Consider the following 19,381-nt stretch of genomic DNA (forward strand, 5'->3'; position numbering starts at 1 on the left):
CCTGCTTTCCGTGATGCGAATTCTATGCTGACTAAACCCCCTTGTCAAGAAAAAAAGGGATCTTTTTGTCTCTTTCTGAAACTCCTAGCCAATAAGGGTTAAGAGCCATAGTCCATAAGAACTAACCCTTCTTAACTACTCGCCGGCAACCAGGTATTGATAAAAAAGTCACAAACAAACTCAACAAGTCTATCAATCAATATACGGGCTTACTTCTAAAGTGATGCGTCGCCTCAATAAAACGGGTCGTCATCGATTTGGAACGCATGACAACAGAATGGGTCACAGCCCCCCCCTTAAAAAAGCGAACACCCTGTAAATAATCACCATCCGTTACACCTGTTGCAGCAAACATGACATCACCTGACGCCAGTTCATCGATGGCATACACTTTATTTATATCGTCAATCCCCATCTTGGCCGCCCTGGCAATTTCTTCGTTATTTCTCGGCTTTAACCGTCCCTGCATATCTCCGCCAATACACCTGAGGGCCGCAGCGGCAATAACCCCCTCGGGGGCGCCACCTGTTCCAATGAGCAAATCCACACCGGAACCCTCCTTGCAGGTGGCAATTGCCGCAGAAACGTCACCGTCACCAATCAGCTTTATCCTGGCGCCGCTTTCACGAACTTCACTGATAATTTCAGCATGTCTCGGCCGATCAAGAATAATTACAGTCAGATCATCTACATTAACATCGAGCGCCCTGGCTACTTCAGTAAGATTTGTCGTAACAGTGGCATTAATATCAATGCATCCCTTCGCCCTGGGGCCAACGGCAATTTTTTCCATATACGTATCAGGCGCATGAAGAAACTTGCCTTCTTCTGCAAAGGCGATAACAGAAAGCGCATTATTACCGCCTGTAGCACAAATAGTCGTCCCTTCAAGCGGGTCCAGCGCGATATCAATTCGTGGGGATTTTCCCGAACCCACTTCTTCGCCGATGTAAAGCATGGGGGCTTCATCACGCTCTCCCTCGCCGATAACAACCCTGCCGGCAAAAGGGATTGCATCAAAGGCCCTCCTCATTGCATCAACTGCCGCCTGATCGGCAGCTTTTTCATCACCAAGTCCCATGAGTCTTGCGCTTGCAAGGGCCGCAGCTTCCGTAACCCTCACAGCTTCTAATGCCAGATTTCTGTCCATAATCCCCTCGTCTATTTTTTTTAGTAACTTTTAAATTTTCCTGCAAAATTATGTCAGGAAATTACTTTATTGAAGGTACTTTCGTGTACATACCACAAAGAACAGGTTTATCGGGCCAGAAAGTGATTCATAATATCACTCCCTTTTTTGATAAAAAATCCGCTTTTTTCAGCAGCCCTTTCATTATAGCCGGCCGGCGAACAAAACCCTCCATCAGTAGCCGGATAAATTGCACAAGGGACAGGGTCCGCCGTATGGGTTTTCAAAGAAATGGGCGTGGCATGATCGGGCATAAGCAATACCCTGTAGTTCTTAAACTTCTTCAATCCTTCAAGAACAGTACCGACCACCTTTTCATCAAAATCTTCTATGGCCTTGATTTTATTTTCCAGGCTGCCACTATGGGCCGCTTCATCAGGCGCTTCCACATGGAGATAAACAAAATCCTTTGTTTCCAGTTCCTTCAGTGCATAAGAGGCTTTGGCAGCATAGTCCGTATCGATATATCCTGTTGCGCCGGGCACGTTTATAATATCCAGCCCGGCATAGACACCGATCCCCTTAAGCAGGTCCACTGCCGAAATAACGGAACCTGTCAAGCCGTAGCGACTCTGATAGTCGGGCATTTTAGGCTTCTTCCCCTGCCCCCAGAGCCAGATTGAATTGGCAGGCTTTTTGCCTTCTCTTACCCTTTTATGGTTGACCTCGCTTTTTTCAAGCACTTCCCGAGATCGTTTCATGAGATCGGAAATAGCTCCGGCCCCTTCTCCCGATGGAAAGTGAGGAAGAACAACCCTGTCGGAAATATCATGGGGAGGCGTCGTCTCCAGTCTGTCACTGCCACCCTTCCAGACAAGGAGGTGACGATAGCTGACGCCGGGGTGAAAGGTAAACTCTTCGCTGCCCAGCCCTTCCTGAAGCTCGGCAATAAGCCGGGAAGCCTCTTCAGTCGATATGTGGCCACCGCTAAAATCATCCATAATAAGCCCCCCCATCCCCTCTACGAGAGTAACAAGGTTACAGCGGTATGCCACGTCATCCGGTTCGAGAGCGACACCCATGCTGGCCGCCTCAAGGGGAGATCTTCCCGTATAGTATTTTGCCACTTCATAGCCAAAAACACTGAGATTTGCCACATCGCTTCCGGGAGGGAAACCGTCAGGAACGGTTTTAACCCGCCCAATCATCCCCTCGCCGGCTATAAAATCCATATTGGGTGTGCGGGCGTACTCAAGCGGCGTTTTTCCACCCAGGCTTTCTACAGGATAATCACTCATCCCGTCACCTAATAACACAATATATTTCAAAAGATTCTCCACATAAATTTCAGCTGATTTTTAAAGAAAAAAGTATACATTATTTAATCGATATATCAAGCCGAAAGCGTTTTTTCTCATAATATCGCATCGGCATGCAGGGGCATAGGAAGCAATTTTGCTATGGGCAACTGACAAAGCACGAAAAGGAGCAGAAGCAAAAAGGGCCGGCCTCAATATTGAGGCCGGCCCTTTTTAAAATCAATGTTTGAAATGCCTTATGCCGGTAAAAACCATGGCCATATTATGTTCATCGGCAGCAGCAATGACCTCGTCATCCCTGATAGAGCCTCCCGGTTGAATAACGGCCGTAGCGCCGGCCTCCGCTGCGGCATCAATACCATCCCTGAAAGGGAAGAAGGCATCAGAAGCCATCACCGTCCCCTTTACAGGCGATTGGGCCTTGGAAACGGCAATCTTTGATGAATCGACACGGCTCATCTGACCGGCGCCGACACCAACGGTCCTGTCTCCATGGGCATAGATAATGGCATTGGACTTGACATGCTTGCAAACCTTCCATGAGAAGTCCAGGGCCTTTAGCTCCTCTTCCGTCGGCTTTCGTTTGGAAACAACCTTTAGTTCTTCCAAATTAATCTTTGCCGTATCTCTCGTTTGCACCAGAAGCCCGCCGGTTACCTTCTTTAAATCGTAACCCAATTGATGAAAGGGTGAAAGAAGGGGGATCTGGAGAAGGCGAAGGTTCTTTTTCTCCTTAAAAACATTCAACGCCTCATCATCATAGCCCGGTGCAATAACGGCTTCTACAAAGGTGGATGCAATTTCCCTGGCCGTTTCCACATTAACAATCCTGTTAAAACCGAGAACCCCGCCGAAAGCGGAAACAGGATCACAATCTCTTGCCCTCCTGTAGGCCTCAACGAGGTCTCCATGGGCAAGCGCAACACCACAGGGATTGTTATGCTTGATTATAACGGAAACAGGCTCTGAAAATTCCTTTGCAATTTCAATGGCAGAATTCAGATCGGCAATGTTATTAAATGAAAGCTCCTTGCCCTGAAGCTGAAGCGCATTAGAAACACAAGGTTCCTCAATATCAGCTTCTTTATAAAAAGCAGCTGTCTGGTGAGGGTTCTCACCATAACGCATATCCTGTACCTTACTGTACTGCAGCGAAAGCACGTCGGGATATTCATTTTTTTCCCCGCCCTTTAATGAAGTCAGGTAATTGGTAATGGCTCCGTCATAAGCGGAAGTGTGCTGAAAAACCTTTTTAGCAAGATAAAAATTTGTGTCGCCGGAAACCTTGCCGCCATTTTTCTTCATCTCCGAAATGACGCTTTCATAATCACCGGCATCGACAACAACTGAAACATCCTTATGGTTCTTCGCCGCAGATCTCAGCATGGTAGGCCCGCCGATATCGATATTTTCAATGGCCTCTTCAAAGGTGCACCCCTCTTTTGCAACGGTTTCCTCAAAGGGATAGAGATTGACGACGACCATATCGATGGGCTCGATGCCATGTTCATTCATTTTTTCAACATGGGCGCTATTTTCTCTCTGCCCAAGCAATCCCCCGTGGATTTTAGGGTGCAAGGTCTTTACCCTGCCGTCAAGCATTTCAGGGTAACCGGTATAGTCGGCAACCTCCTTAACAGAAAGGCCATTTTCAGCTAATAGTTTTGCCGTGCCACCCGTTGACAGGATCTCAACACCGAATTCTTCAAGTTTTTTTGCAAATTCCAGGATTCCACTCTTATCGGAGACACTGATAAGCGCTCTTTTAACCAAAGCCATCTTTTACTCCTTAACTAGTTTTCATCCGGAAAGGGTGCTTTTTCGCAATCTCTGCGTCAATCTTCAGATTTGCTTGTGCGACGTACAGCAGTACGACTCGGCGAAACCCTTGATTTCCTTGACCTTGCAAAAAATCCCTCCTTTCCGAATTGAAAACATAGTTTGATTTATTATAGTTTCTGGATGAACACTAACTATATAATGAGGCGCTATAATAGCCAAAAAGGGGCAAACTGTCAATAAAAGTAAGGAATAAAGAGGCTTTACCGGGCGCCATTATTCATGGCTGCCGATTTTTTTCATATTTATTGAATGGTTATGGAAGAGAGGTCAGTCCGACTTGAGGTGAGCAGCATCAAAAACCCGGTCTTTACCGAGTTCCTTGGCCATGTACATGGCATTATCGACAACCTGCATCAGTTGATCGGGAGAATTGACAGATTCCTTATCATAAAGGGCAACACCGACGCTGACGGTCACCCTTCCCCCTTCGACAAAAGGGTAAGAGTGCTCCCTGATCATTGAGTGAAGCCTCCTTGCCATATCCATAGCGCCGCATATACTCGTTTCAGGCAGGAGAACAGCAAATTCCTCACCGCCATAACGGGCGGCAATGTCACTTTCGCGAACAACCTCCCTGACAAAAAGGCCAACACTACGCAATACTTCATCACCGGCACGATGGCCGTAGACATCGTTTATCTTCTTGAAATTATCGAGATCCATAAAGATACAGCTAAGGTCATGTTCATAACGGCGGGCCCTGGAAAACTCTTCTTCCAGCCGGTCATAAAAGTACCGGTGATTAAAAAGGCCCGTCAGGCCATCGGTAATGGCCATGCGCTCCAGGTGAAATTGCGCTGTTTTCATTGATTCAAAAAGAATGGCATTTTCCAGGGCATTGGCAGAAATATTGGCCATGAGTTGGCATAGCTTGACGGCACGATCGCTGATACCGTTGACCAATGGAGACGCAGTACGCAGAAAAAAGGTGCCTATAATATTCTCTTTCCTGATCATGGGAACAACGATAATGGAATTAAAGTCAAGAGGTTCTACCAGGTGCTTAACAGGCGCCATAATGGGATCACTCTTGATATTGTTGACAACAACGGTCTTCCTCGTTTCAAGCGCCTTTCTTATTTCAGGATACTTGTCGAGATCGATACGGATTTCTTTGTCAGCCATGAGGTCATTGCTCGCCTTAACGACAGTCTCATTATTGCTGTTCAGGCTGACGATGGAACATCTGGCCACATCAATGACATCGGCAACCTTATCGACAATATAACGAAGAATTTTTCTGGGGTTCCGGGAAACGGAAATGGTCTCTGAAAGTTCAAGAAGCAAAACCAGGTCTTTCTGGTCGAGATTGGTATAATAACCTTTTGTCCGTAAGTGTGATTCTATTCTGGCAAGAACTTCCGGCGGGTGAACAGGCTTGGAAAGATAATCATCGGCGCCGGCATTGAGACCTTCCACAATATCATTGGTTCCGCTCCTGGACGTAAGTATAATGAGAGGAATGTTGCGGGTTGCAAAGTCATCCTTCAACTCCCTGCAGATTTCTATACCGCTTTTCCCCGGCATTTCCACATCGAGAATAATAAGGTCGGGCAAACGCTCCCTTGCTGTAATTACGGCCTGCTTACCGTCTGAAGATTCAACAACGGTATACCTCTCTTTCAGGATATCGGTCATTATCTGGCGAAAAAAAGGTTCGTCATCAACAACAAGAATCATTTTTTTATCGCTCATGGCAGCAATCTTTACTAAAATTAAAGCGCTTGTCTAAGTAATTTATTATTAACATAATATCATACATTAAGCACGCCTGTTACATGAAGAGTATTTTTGTTGGATTATTTCGTCATTTATGTTATTAAATTGTTAACTTACGTCAAGAAAACATATGGCTATCGAGAAATACATAGAGCGTTTTACAAAACACTTGAAATATGAGAAAAATTTCTCTCATCATACCATAAGAAATTATTTAAGCGATCTTGACCAGTACAATAATTACCTGAATGATGAGGGCCTTGAAATAGATATGGACCCTCTTGCAATAAGAAGGTACCTGGCCCTTCTTCAGAAAAAAAACACAAAAAGCTCTACAGGCAGGAAGCTGGCCGCTATTAAATGTTTTTACCGGTATCTCTCAAGAGAAGAGATTATAGAAACAAGCCCCTTTGAAGGAATTGCCACCCCCAGGGCTGAAAAGAAACTACCCGGCTTTTTTTCAGTCGATGACATTTTCAGGCTAATGGATGCGCCCCGTTCTGAAAAGCCGCTCGTTGTGAGAGACAGGGCCATTCTTGAACTTATATACGCTTCAGGTTTAAGGGCCGAAGAACTTGTCCGCCTTGACATCTGCAATATAGACATGGCCGCCGGGATGATTAAAGTCATTGGGAAGGGAAATAAAGAAAGGCGCCTCCCTGTGGGAGGCAAAGCGCTTGAAGCGATTAATGCCTACTGCGAATCAAGAATTGCAGGTGGCGGGGACGCAAAAAACGGCCCCCTCTTTCTAAACTACCGGGGGGAGAGACTTACCACCCGAAGTATTGCAAGAATTGTAAAAAAATATTTACTAAAGGCAGGAATCCCGGGCAACGGAAGTCCTCATACATTAAGACACTCCTTTGCCACCCACCTTCTCGATGCAGGTGCCGATCTCAGGGGAATCCAGGAGTTGTTAGGCCATTCCAGCCTGTCGACGACGCAAAAGTATACCCATATAACGACAGACAAATTGATGGAAGTTTACGACAAGGCCCACCCAAGGGCCAAAAAATCTTGATTTTTAGACACAGGACCACAGAAAATGATTAGAGGAACAACAATTGTCGCCGTAAGAAAAGACGGCAAGGTAGCCGTCGCCGGTGACGGACAGGTTACGACAGGCAGCACAGTCATGAAACACAAGGCGAGAAAAGTAAGAAGACTCTACAAGGATGCCGTTATTGCCGGTTTTGCAGGCGCTACGGCCGATGCATTTACACTCTTCGAACTGTTTGAAGCAAAGCTTGAACAGCATAACGGCAATATTACGCGTTCCGCCGTCGAGCTGGCAAAAGACTGGCGTACCGACAAAATGCTCAGACGGCTGGAAGCGCTCATGATCGTTGCCGACGAATCCCATACCTTTATTATATCGGGAAACGGTGACGTTATCGAACCCGATGACGGTATTGCGGCTATCGGATCAGGTGGTTCTTTCGCCCTTGCAGCAGCGAGAGCATTGCTCAAGCATTCAGAGCTTCCCGCAAATGAAATCGCTCATGAAGCAATGAACATAGCGGCAGAAATCTGTGTTTATACAAACAATAACATTGTCATGGAAGAATTATAGAGGGGGAAATGATTTTTACCACTATTATACTTGCCGCAGGCAAAGGGACGAGAATGAAGTCGGAACTGCCCAAGGTTCTGCATCCCCTCTGCGGAAAAGCAATGATCCATTATCCCGTCGATGCGGCAAGAGAAGCGGGCTCGGAAAAAATAGTAACCGTCATAGGTCACGGCGCCGATTCAGTTAAAGAAAAGCTGGCTCTTAAGGACATGGCTTTTGTCGTCCAGGAAGAACAACTCGGAACAGGACATGCCGTCATGGTCTGCAAAGACTCTGTTCAAGACAAGTCCATCCCCGTGGTTATCCTTTGCGGCGATGCTCCGCTCATACAATCAACGACTATTACAGGGCTCGTTAAAAGTCACCTGGACAATAAGAACAGCGTCACCGTTCTCACGGCGGACATGGAAAATCCACAGGGTTATGGCCGCATTATCAAGGATGGGTCAGAAATCCTCAGAATTGTCGAGGAAAAGGACGCCTCCCACGAAGAAAAGTGCATTTGCGAAATCAACAGCGGTGTTTACTGTGTCGATGGCGAATTCCTCTTTAAGACCCTGGAAAGTGTGGGAAAAGATAATGCTCAGGGGGAGTACTATCTTACCGATATCATAAAAATAGGGAGCGAGGCAGGCAAAAAAGTGGGCTGGTCGAAAATAACAGACAGCAGTGAAACAATGGGAATTAACAGCCGCAAGGAACTGGCCGAGGCAGGCGCTATCATGAGAAGAAGAATAACAGATGACCTTATGGCTGCGGGAGTAACTATTATCGATCCGGAATGCACTTACATTGATGGTACGGTTCAAGTGGGAAGAGACTCGACAATCTATCCCCAGGTGAGACTGGAAGGAAAAACTCTGGTCGGTGAAAACTGCGCCATAGAATCAGGCGCCGTCATCAAGGATTCGCACGTAGGAAACGATACTCACATAAAACCCTACTGCGTTATTACCGATTCAAGGCTGGGAGAAAAGACGGCCATTGGCCCTTTCGCCCATATAAGGCCGGCAAGTATCATCAGTGAGGGTGGTAAAGTCGGTAATTTTGTGGAAATTAAAAAAGCGACCATCGGTAAGGGGAGCAAAGTAAATCACCTTACCTATGTCGGTGATGCCGACGTTGGCCAGGGTGTAAACATAGGGGCCGGCACCATTACCTGCAATTACGATGGATACCGTAAGTTCAAAACGGTTATAGAAGACGGCGCCTTCATTGGAAGCGGCACAAACCTGGTGGCTCCGGTCACAATCGGCAAAGGGTCGGTAATAGGCGCCGGATCAACTATTACAAAAACGGTTCCTCCGGCCTCTCTGTCTCTCACACGCCCCGAACAAAGATGTATAAAAGGGTGGCCCGAAAAGAGAAGAAAAGAGAGGGGGGAGTAAAAGATGTGTGGAATTATCGGTTATACGGGAAGAAGTGAAGCTCAGCCCATCCTCATCGAAGGTCTTAGAAGGCTGGAATACAGAGGCTATGATTCTGCAGGCATCGCAGTCAATGTTGATGGAGGCGTTGTTATCAGGAGAAAAGAGGGCAAAGTTTCAGCCCTGGATGATGACCTTAGATCATCGCCCGTTGAGGGAACAACAGGAATTGCCCACACGAGATGGGCTACTCACGGCAAACCCTCTGAAATCAATGCACATCCCCATAGGGCAGGAGATATCACCCTCGTGCACAACGGCATTATTGAAAACTACCTGGAACTAAAACGTGAACTGGAAGCGGCAGGGCACAAATTCGAATCGGAGACCGATACGGAAGTCATCGCCCACCTTATATGGAAAACCATTAAAACTGAAAGGGACTTTGTCACTGCCGTCAGGAAGGCCCTGGCAAAGGTCGAAGGAAGTTACGGTATCGCCGTTATGAAGGAGAGTGATCCGGGAAGACTTATTGCATCGAGAAAAGGGAGCCCCCTCATCATAGGCATGGAAGAGGGGGAAAGCTACATTGCCTCCGATATTCCGGCTATTTTATGGCGGACACGGGACGTAAAGTACCTGGAAGATGGTGATATCGCCTCGCTCAGTTACGGCCATATAGAGATTTACGACGCAAAGGGTATGAAAACGGACAGGGAAACAAAGCGGATCACCTGGGACCCCGTCATGGCCGAAAAGGGAGGCTATCGCCACTTCATGCTCAAGGAGATCTATGAACAACCGAGAGCCCTTGCTGATACGATCGGCCCAAGAATCAGGGAAGAGAGCGGAGAAATATACCTTGAAGACCTCAACATGGAAGAGGAAAAAATCAGGGAGATAAACAAAATCACTATTGTAGCCTGCGGCACATCGTGGCATGCCTCTTTAGTCGGCAAGTTTCTCATTGAAAATATTGCCGGAATACCGGTAGAAGTTGATATTGCTTCAGAATTCAGGTATCGGAAGCCCATCATCAGGGAAGGCGACCTTGTCGCCGCCGTCACGCAATCCGGTGAAACGGCCGATACTATTGCCGCCATCAAAGAAGCTAAAAACAGAGGCGCTCTCACACTTTCCATCTGTAATGTTGTGGGAAGCAGCATTGCAAGAGAGACCGATGGCGTTATCTATACCCATGCCGGACCGGAAATAGGGGTCGCATCGACAAAGGCTTTTACCACGCAAATGGCGGCCCTTTATCTGCTGGCGCTTTATCTTGCACAAACAAAAAAGAACCTGAGCAATGCCGACTTTAAGGAACACATTACGGCCCTCAAGCACCTTCCGGCCCTTACAGAAGAGGCCCTTCAGACAGATGGCGCCGTTGAAGAGATTGCCAAGGATTTTTCAAAATACCGGGATTTTCTCTACCTGGGAAGGGGCATTGAATACCCCATTGCCCTGGAAGGTGCGCTTAAGTTAAAAGAAATATCCTACGTTCATGCCGAAGGCTATCCGGCGGGAGAAATGAAACACGGCCCCATAGCGCTCATCGACGAAAACATGCCTGTCGTCATACTCGCCCCGGAAGGCGATCTTTACGATAAGGTGCTTGCCGGCCTTGAAGAAGTCAAAGCGAGAGACGGCAAGGTCATTGCCATTCTTTCTGAAGGTGACAAGGAAATATCTTCCAGGGCTGACCGTCTTGTCGAGATTCCCGGGGCATCATCCTTTATCAGTCCCTTTCTCATGACCATACCGCTCCAGTTCCTTTCCTATCATGTGGCAGTGCACCTCGGTACAGACGTAGATCAACCACGAAACCTTGCTAAGAGTGTGACCGTAGAATAATGAATAACTCCTCTCTTTCTTTAAAATATTTTATAGACAAAATAAAGGAGAGCGAGTACGCCCATATTACCATTCTGGCCGTTGCTGTCGGCGTCCTTGCCGGTTTTGGAGCCATCCTCTTTAAATATACCATCGAGGGAATCCAGTGGCTATTTTATGGCGGAGCGGGAGAGCTTTATTATGTCATTGAAAAAGCTCCCTTTTACCAAAAGCTGCTCGTTCCCTCTATTGGAGGCCTCATTGTGGGTCTCATTATCTACTTTTTTGCAAGCGAAGCAAAGGGCCACGGTGTACCGGAAGTGATGAGCGCCGTTGCGCTTCGCGGCGGTATTATCAGGCGAAGGGTAGCAGGCGCAAAAGCGATCGCCTCGGCAATCTCCATCGGCACAGGATCATCGGTGGGAAGCGAAGGTCCCATTGTGCAGATCGGTTCAGCCCTCGGTTCCGTGCTGGGCCAGTCCCTTAACTTTTCCGGTAAAAAGATGAAATCCATGGTGGCCTGCGGCGCTGCCGCCGGTATTGCAGCCATCTTTAACGCCCCCATTGCAGGAGTCATGTTTTCTCTGGAGGTTATCCTTGGCGACCTTGCCTTTTCCACCTTTTCTCCCCTCGTCATTTCAGCCGTTACTGCTACCATCATCTCCCGTGCATGGTGGGGGGACGTTCCCGTCTTTCACGTACCCAAATATGAGCTGGTAAGCCCATTGGAAATTCCCGCCTATATTATGCTGGGCCTCATTTCAGCCGTTGTTGCCGTCAGCTTCAGCAAAGCGCTCTACGGTACTGAGGATTTTTTCAATAATAAAGTTAAAATTCCTCCCTATTTTAAAGCAGCTATAGGGGGCCTTATGATCGGAGCCATCGGTATTTTTTCACCTCATATTTTTGGTGTCGGCTATCATGTCATTGACATGGCGCTTTTGGGGGAAATGCCCTTTTATCTTTTATTTGCCCTTATTTTTTTAAAAATTATTGCAACGTCATTAAGCCTCGGCAGCGGCAGTTCAGGCGGTGTATTTGCACCCTCTCTCTTCATTGGGGCGGCTACAGGCGGGGCCTTCGGCAAAATTGCCCATGCCATCTTCCCTACCCTTTCAGCGTCTTCAGGGGCCTATGCCCTCGTCGGAATGGGGGCCGTCGTTGCCGGCAGCACCTATGCACCCATCACTGCCATCATGATCATCTTCGAGATGACTTCCGATTATAAAATTATACTGCCGCTCATGCTCACATGCATCACAAGCACCCTTTTTGCCTCTTACCTTTCGAAAGAATCTATTTACACAATGAAGCTGGCAAGGCAGGGAATTAACCTGCAGGCAGGTAAAGAGGTAAACATTCTTCAAAGCATTCTCGTTAAAGAGGCCATGGCCAAAGGAGCCCAGTCCATACCTGAAAACATGACGCTGAGACAGTTCAACCAGTTTTTAACAAAAAGTAAGTACTCCAACTTTCCCGTTGTAGATGAAAACAAAATGATGACGGGAATCATCTCTTTCCAGGACTTTAAGGAGGTCATATTTGAAAGCGGCCTTGAAGACCTCATTGTTGTCAAGGAACTGGCCACGGAAAATGTTATTACCATTACGGCAGAGGAAAACCTGGACGACGCCTTCAAGAAAATAGGTACTAAAAATATTGAGCAGCTCCCCGTTGTTTCCAAAAACAATCCCAAAAAAATAGTCGGCATGCTTTCACGCCGGGACATTATTTCCGCCTACAACAAGGGTCTTCTGGAACAGAGCCTTAAGGAGCAGTAATGGAATCCCTCAACAGCAGCCAATATGAGGCGGTCACTTACCGTGGCGGCCCTCTCCTTGTCCTTGCAGGCGCAGGTTCAGGCAAGACGAGAGTGCTTGTCTACCGGGTCGCCTTCCTCATAAAAGAGATGGCCATCCCTCCCTGGAACATCCTTGCCGTTACCTTTACCAACAAGGCGGCAGGTGAAATGAAAGAAAGAATAGGTAATCTGCTCGGTCCTGCAGGAATGAACATATCGGTAGGAACCTTCCACTCTATCTGCGCTTCCATACTCAGAAAGAATATCGACGACCTCGGCTATTCATCGAACTTCGTCATTTACGATGACAGAGACCAGATATCTGCAATAAAGACCATCTTCGAGAGAATAGGCATCGATGAGAAATCCATCAGTCCCAAAAGAGTACAGGCCATCATCAATGACGCCAAAAACAGAGGCATCAAGCCAATAGAAGCAGCCGCTTCAACTTACGGTCTTTTCAGGGACAAGATCATCACCGCCGTCGAGGACTATGAAGAACTGATGAAACAGGGTAATGCCCTTGACTTTGGCGATCTCATCTACCTGACGGTAAAACTCTTTAAGGAGAACGAAAGTATACTGGACGACTACCGGAAAAAATGGAGCCACCTCCTTGTCGATGAATACCAGGACACCAATCCCGTTCAGTACACCCTCATAAAACTCCTTTCGGGCAATACAATGAATATCACCGTCGTCGGTGATGACGATCAATCCATCTATCGCTGGCGGGGGGCCGATATACAAAACATTCTCGATTTTGAAAGAGACTTTTCCGGTGCTCATCTTGTACGGCTCGAACAGAATTATCGTTCTACCCAAAGAATACTCTCGGCAGCAGGGGCCGTCGTTGAAAAAAATATGGGACGCAAGGGCAAGAAACTCTGGACCGAGGCGGGAGAAGGCGAGCCCGTCACCATCTGCCGCATGGCCAACGAATACGAGGAAGCAAGATACGTTATTGATGAGATTTCATCCATAAGAAGCAGGGAAGGAAAAGATTACAATGATTTCACCATTTTCTACCGGACCAATTCCCAATCAAGGGTTATCGAAGATGATCTGGTAAAGCGGGGCATTCCCTATGCCGTTATCGGTGGCATGAAATTCTACGACAGGATGGAAATCAAGGATATCCTTGCCTATTTGAGAGTAATAATCAATCCCGACGATACGGTGGCCCTCAAAAGGATCATCAATAATCCGCCTCGGGGCATCGGCAAAAAGAGTGCAGAAACACTTGAATCAAGAGCGCTTGATCATGGGACCTCTCTCTACAACGCCATTGAACTCGAAGAAAATAATGCCAAAATTATAGCCTTCAAAAAAATCATAGAAGAACTCATTTCTCTAAAAGATGAACTTGAACTGCCGGACCTGCTTAGAGAAGTATTGTTAAAAACGGGCTACCTTAAAAAGCTGGAAGAAGAAAAAAGTGTCGAAGCGAGAAGCAGGCTCGAAAACCTCGAAGAACTGGAAGAAGCCATGCGGGAAATGATTGGAGAAGGTGAAGACTATTCCATCGAAACCTTTCTTGAAAGGGCCGCCCTCATGAGTGAAGTCGATAAAATAGACAGGAATGAAAAAAGGCTCACACTTATGACGCTCCACGGCGCAAAGGGACTCGAATTTCCCGTCGTATTCATGGTCGGTATGGAGGAAGGACTATTCCCTCACAGCCTGTCAAAGGACGACCCTGAAGCAATGGAAGAAGAGCGCAGGCTCTGTTATGTAGGCATGACGCGGGCCATGGAAAAGCTCTATCTTTCCTATGCCGACAAGAGGAGGGTCTTTGGCGCCCAGCAGCACAATATTCCATCGAGGTACGTAAGCGACATCCCCGAAGAACTCCTCATGCGGGTCAATATCACTCCTTCCTTCAATGAAGGCTATCAAAGTGAGGTATTTTCCACAAAGGCAAGGTCGGCGCCTTCCGGTCCACAGTTCAACTTTGGCGACAGCGATGGCGCAAGTAGTGGGGAAGCAGAGGGTTTTGCAAGGGGAACGAAAGTGAGGCATCCCACCTTTGGAGAAGGGGTTGTAAGAGGGGGAGAAGGAACGGGGGATAAAGCCAAAATAAGCATCTATTTTCCACGGCTTGGCCTTAAAAAACTTGTTCTTAAATATTCAGCTCTTGAAAGATTATAATGCTGGAGGCAGAGATAAAGTCAGCTTGTAAAAGGTACTTCGTAATTTATTCAACCACCCCCAGCCCCTCCTTATCAAGGAGGGGATTTTTTTGGGTTTTTGCTTACTTACTCCCCTCCTGTATTAGCAGGTGCTGGGGGTGGTATGCTTTTACAGGCACTCTTTCGGTGGTCAAAAAATTTAGCAACCAGCTTGCTATAAACTAACCCCTTTGCTACTATACTCCCGCTCAAAACAACCTTGATACCGAATTTTCGGTAATAAACAACAGGAGAACAGACATGTCCGAAAAGCATATCACCATCATCAGCCGGGAACTATCGATCAAACCTTACCAGGTTACCAGCGTAATCACCCTTTTTGACGAAGGGGGTACGGTTCCCTTTATAGCCAGATACCGAAAAGAAGCCACAGGAAGTCTCGATGAAGTACAAATCACGGCCATTCGCGACCGTCTGGAGCAGCTGAGGGAAATTGATAAACGACGCGAAGCAATTCTCAAATCACTGGAAGATCAGGAAGTCCTTAGTGATGAGTTAAAAGAAAAGGTAGAAGCTGCCACCACCCTGACGGAGCTTGAAGATATCTACCTCCCCTATCGCCCCAAAAGAAGAACACGGGCCACCATTGCCCGGGAAAAAGGGCTGGAGCCGCTGGCTGAGTTGATATTTGAACAAGGCAACGTTGATGTGAAAGAAGAGGCAGAGGCCTTTATCGACGCCGAAAAGGAAGTAGGCAGCATAGAAGACGCCCTGGCTGGAGCCCGTGATATTATGGCCGAATGGATTAATGAAAACCAGGAGGCCCGGCAAAAAATACGGGATCTCTTTTTTAAAGAAGGAAGAATTTCATCCCGCCTTATCATTGGCCGCGATGAAGAGGGAGCCAAGTTCCGAGATTATTTCGACTGGTCAGAGCCCCTGGCAAAAGCCCCCTCACACCGCGTTCTTGCCATGCGCCGTGGTGAAAAGGAGCTCTTTCTCGTCCTCAGTTTCAGGCCCGATGAAGAAAAAGCCATTAATATCCTGGAGAAGCTCTTTATCAAGGCAAACAATGCAGCTTCAGAAGAAGTAAAGCCGGCAGTAGCCGACAGCTACAAACGACTCCTTGCCAACTCCATGGAAACAGAAGTACGTCTGGCGACGAAAGAGAGGGCAGACGAGGGAGCAATCCACGTCTTCAGGGACAACCTGCGGGAACTTCTGCTCGCCTCCCCTCTGGGGCAGAAAAATGTGCTCGCCATCGATCCCGGATTCCGCACAGGCTGTAAGGTAGTTTGCCTCAACTCCCAGGGGAAGCTGCTTGTAAGCGACACCATTTATCCGCACAATTCGGAAAAGAATAAAAGCGAAGCGGGGCAAAAGATCCTTGCACTCTGCGAAAAATACACTATTGACGCCATTGCCATCGGTAACGGAACGGCGGGGCGCGAAACAGAGGCCTTTGTACGTTCCCTTACCCTCCCCCACTCTGTACAAATCGTTATGGTCAATGAAAGTGGTGCCTCCATCTACTCCGCTTCGGAAGTGGCACGGGAAGAATTTCCCCATCTCGACCTGACCGTACGTGGAACGGTCTCCATCGGGCGGCGCCTTATCGATCCGTTGGCCGAGCTTGTCAAGATCGACCCTAAATCAATCGGTGTGGGCCAATACCAGCATGACGTCGATCAAAGCGCTCTGAAAAAAAGCCTCGATGATGTAGTCATAAGCTCCGTCAACGCCGTCGGTGTGGAGATAAACAGCGCCAGCAAGCAGTTACTCACCTATGTAGCAGGTCTCGGCCCTCAGCTGGCAGGAAACATTATCGACTACCGTAACGAGGCGGGGCCATTCAAATCGAGGAAGGACTTTATGAAGGTACCCCGCCTCGGCGCAAAGGCCTTCGAGCAAGCCGCCGGCTTTTTGAGATTAAGGGGCGAAAACCCGCTAGACGCCAGCGCTGTCCATCCCGAATCCTACAATATTGTAGAGACTATGGCAAAGGATCTGGGCTGCCTGGTCAAAGACCTCATGAGCGATGAAGAGCTAAGAAAAAAGATCGATCTGGAAAAATACATAACTGAAACGGTAGGACGACCCACGCTGGAAGATATTATGGCCGAACTGGCAAAACCGGGCCGTGATCCGAGAAAGAGTTTTGAGGCCTTTGCCTTTGCCGAAGACATTGATAAACCGGAAGACCTGCAGGAGGGAATGAAACTTCCCGGTATCGTGACGAATGTAACGGCTTTCGGCGCCTTCGTCGATATCGGTGTTCATCAGGATGGTCTGGTCCATATTAGCGAGCTGTCCGATAATTTTGTTAAAAATCCGGCCGACGTCGTTAAAGTACAACAGAAAGTGATCGTATCCGTTTTGGAAGTTGACCTTAAAAGAAACCGCATTTCCCTCTCCATGAAAAGCACACCCGGGAAAAGCCCGGCGCCAAAGACGAAAAAGAAGGAAAGCCCCGGAAAAGTAAAAGATGGGAAAAAACAGACAAGGCACACTAAAAAACCCAAAGCGCCAAAACCGGCCTTTTCAAATAATCCCTTTGCGGCGGCTTTTAAAAAGTAGGGAAAAGAAGATTTATTATTTTATGGGCAAACCCTTATCTGCCCAAAGCACCCTGGCTGTTTTTCAATAATCGCTCCACTACCTGGCTGATTCTCGACGCGAGCAGGTCCGGCGTCGAACTAACGCCTTTATTCACATAGAGCGCAGGCTTGCAGAAAGACAGTACTTTCTTGAAATTTTCATCACACTTGTAGGCGGTAAAAAAAAGTATGGGAGCAGGCTTCATATGATGCGCCTTCTCGATGGCTCTCATGGCAATGGCTGCATTCGTGCCATTTAAAACAGGCATGGCAAGGTCGAGCACAACGAGAGAAAAAAAGGACTTTTCCATAATGCTTTTTGTAAAACAGGTAATAAAGTCTGAACCATCCCTGGATGCAACAACCTTCTTCGCCAGCTTGCTTTTAGTGAGCACATCCCCCAGCAGCTCCCTGATCATTGAAGAGTCGTCGCATATGAGGATCGATTCTACCGGACTGACCTCTTTTTTGCACTGGTCGACAACCAGCATTCCACAATGACTGCAAAGCAATTCCTCCGCCAGATCACCCGGCGCAGCCCCCTCCCTTTCCAGGACGAAAGTATCAACATTCTCCCCGCAACTGGGGCAAAACATCCTTTTAGCAGCCTCTCCCATTTTTAGCCTCCCTTTTCCTTGCAGTATATTATCCTGCGGTCCTGATTTCTTTATTTTAACAGGTTTTGGCGGGTATTGCAGGATGGAGTGCATTTAAAAAAAGCAGGAACGAATAAGGAGCAAAGAAATTTGAAGATCATTTCGATATTCAGATTGTAAGTATGGCCCTTTTTTACACATTTTTCAGCAGGCTGATCGACAATACCCTCATTCTTTTCCCTAATGAAGCCGTAAAATGGCGAAGTGAAACAAGTACTAGTCCCCCTCTATGATTCTGATTAATATTTTTTGCCCCGGATAAATAAGATCGGGATTTTTAATCTTGCTGTCGGCTGCAAGGCTGCGATAATCAAAAGGATTACCGGTCATGCTCTCGGCTATATCCCACAAGGTATCGCCCTTCCTGACTTTATATATGCGGGAACCTTTCGGTACTGTTTTTGTTCTTTTTAGGGAGATTTTATCTGTCAATGCCTCTATCTCCATTAGAAGGAACGTATCTTCCTCATTGCCTCCTTTGGCCTCAGCTGCAACGGAAGAGGGTTCTTCTTCAAGGCGGCCTATTTTCTGCCCTTTTTCTTCGCCTTCCCCTTTCACTCCCTCTGTCTCACTAAGTATGGGGGATCTCTCACCGGCACTCCCCCTTCCGGATATAACATCCTTCTTTATTATGCTTGCCTTTTCAATATCTCTGCCTGTGTCTTCAAATTGCATGACAACAAATAAGGCAAGCATCAGTAAAAAAAGGAGTAAACCATATATAAGCCATTTTCTGCCTTTATCGCCGGAAGCCCCATCTACAGGGGCGGGAGAAGGGCCGGAGGGAAGAGCCGTCGATTTCATCACTTCGCCGGGATCGCCCACCGATGTTAACCCGGCCTCTGGATACTCCACAGCACTAACAAGTTCAGCCGCTGCCTGCTCCTGCAATGGCTCCATTGTGCCACACTCGACATCAGCATCATCAGCCTCTCCTTCATCTTCAAGCTCCGCCCACACTACTTCCTCTTCTCCCTGAACCGCTTCTTCCTCTTCCGGCCCTGCCTCGCCAGCCGGACCGGGCCCGTCGGCTTCACTTTCGGTCATTTTTTCAGAGACTTCCTCACCGTTGCCTTCTTCCCCTGTCTCAGGGCCATCGATTGCCGCTGTTTCACCGCTCTCACCTTCAGCCGGCTTATGGGCGGAGTCACTCTTCATGACGGGGGAAAGGGGTTCTTCAACAGCTTCCTCCTTGCCCTCAATACCCGATTTCCCCTCCTCTTCAAGCCCTGCGGCCAGCCCTTCCCTTTCTCCCCGGGCCATTTCTTCCTCTTCTTCCTGCCGGGCCGTTTCTTCCAAACCTCCCTGAGAGGCAATGGGAACCTCGCCTGCCTCAATTCCAATATGGGCGGGGCCGGTAAATTGCCGCGCCTCACCATGGCTTTCCTTTTTCTTTTCCTCTCCATCTCCCGG

Annotated in this window: 13 protein-coding genes; 7 read left to right on the forward strand and 6 right to left on the reverse strand. The window is 47.7% G+C overall.

The features are described 5' to 3' along the window. Positions 1-196: 196 nt before the first annotated feature. The 4 genes from glpX to OEV42_11895 all read right to left on the reverse strand — a co-directional run bounded on the left by glpX (position 197) and on the right by OEV42_11895 (position 5,985). Positions 197-1,150 (reverse strand): class II fructose-bisphosphatase, encoded by a 954-nt coding sequence (gene glpX, locus OEV42_11880; protein ID MDH3974969.1) that lies wholly within the window; start codon positions 1,148-1,150, stop codon positions 197-199. 107 nt (positions 1,151-1,257) lie between these two features. Further along, positions 1,258-2,457, reverse strand: a complete 1,200-nt coding sequence (locus tag OEV42_11885) for a cofactor-independent phosphoglycerate mutase (protein MDH3974970.1) — start codon at positions 2,455-2,457, stop codon at positions 1,258-1,260. Positions 2,458-2,667: 210 nt separating this feature from the next. Further along, positions 2,668-4,227, reverse strand: coding sequence for a bifunctional phosphoribosylaminoimidazolecarboxamide formyltransferase/IMP cyclohydrolase (gene purH, locus OEV42_11890; protein MDH3974971.1), 1,560 nt, complete (start codon positions 4,225-4,227; stop codon positions 2,668-2,670). Positions 4,228-4,557: 330 nt separating this feature from the next. Beyond that, a complete protein-coding gene (locus OEV42_11895; protein MDH3974972.1) occupies positions 4,558-5,985 on the reverse strand; it encodes a diguanylate cyclase in 1,428 nt (475 codons plus the stop codon). Positions 5,986-6,145: 160 nt separating this feature from the next. Between OEV42_11895 and OEV42_11900 the strand changes: the two genes are divergently transcribed. The 7 genes from OEV42_11900 (at position 6,146) to OEV42_11930 (ending at position 17,292) form a co-directional block, all read left to right on the forward strand. Next, positions 6,146-7,030, forward strand: a complete 885-nt coding sequence (locus OEV42_11900) for a tyrosine recombinase XerC (GenBank protein MDH3974973.1) — start codon at positions 6,146-6,148, stop codon at positions 7,028-7,030. 24 nt (positions 7,031-7,054) lie between these two features. Beyond that, positions 7,055-7,582, forward strand: a complete 528-nt coding sequence (gene hslV / locus OEV42_11905; GenBank protein ID MDH3974974.1) for an ATP-dependent protease subunit HslV — start codon at positions 7,055-7,057, stop codon at positions 7,580-7,582. A gap of 8 nt (positions 7,583-7,590) precedes the next feature. Continuing rightward, on the forward strand, positions 7,591-8,970 hold the full coding sequence (glmU, locus tag OEV42_11910; GenBank protein ID MDH3974975.1) for a bifunctional UDP-N-acetylglucosamine diphosphorylase/glucosamine-1-phosphate N-acetyltransferase GlmU: 1,380 nt from the start codon (positions 7,591-7,593) through the stop codon (positions 8,968-8,970). Between the two features lie 3 nt (positions 8,971-8,973). Next, complete coding sequence (gene glmS / locus OEV42_11915; protein MDH3974976.1) at positions 8,974-10,803, forward strand: glutamine--fructose-6-phosphate transaminase (isomerizing); 1,830 nt, start codon at positions 8,974-8,976, stop codon at positions 10,801-10,803. Further along, positions 10,803-12,563: a chloride channel protein gene (locus OEV42_11920; GenBank protein ID MDH3974977.1), complete on the forward strand. Its 1,761-nt coding sequence runs from the start codon at positions 10,803-10,805 to the stop codon at positions 12,561-12,563. Before glmS ends, OEV42_11920 begins: the two co-directional genes overlap by 1 nt. Then, positions 12,563-14,734 (forward strand): UvrD-helicase domain-containing protein, encoded by a 2,172-nt coding sequence (locus OEV42_11925; GenBank protein ID MDH3974978.1) that lies wholly within the window; start codon positions 12,563-12,565, stop codon positions 14,732-14,734. Before OEV42_11920 ends, OEV42_11925 begins: the two co-directional genes overlap by 1 nt. A gap of 281 nt (positions 14,735-15,015) precedes the next feature. Then, complete coding sequence (locus OEV42_11930; GenBank protein ID MDH3974979.1) at positions 15,016-17,292, forward strand: RNA-binding transcriptional accessory protein; 2,277 nt, start codon at positions 15,016-15,018, stop codon at positions 17,290-17,292. Between the two features lie 34 nt (positions 17,293-17,326). On the opposite strand, the gene OEV42_11935 is transcribed toward OEV42_11930, so the two are convergent. Both OEV42_11935 and OEV42_11940 read right to left on the reverse strand, forming a co-directional pair. Then, positions 17,327-17,929, reverse strand: a complete 603-nt coding sequence (locus OEV42_11935) for a response regulator (protein MDH3974980.1) — start codon at positions 17,927-17,929, stop codon at positions 17,327-17,329. Positions 17,930-18,184: 255 nt separating this feature from the next. Continuing rightward, positions 18,185-19,381, reverse strand: a 1,197-nt coding sequence (locus tag OEV42_11940; protein ID MDH3974981.1) for a LysM peptidoglycan-binding domain-containing protein, incomplete at its 5' end; no start/stop codon positions are given.

It is taken from the genome of Deltaproteobacteria bacterium, assembly GCA_029860075.1.
Lineage (GTDB): Bacteria > Desulfobacterota > JADFVX01 > JADFVX01 > JADFVX01 > JAOUBX01.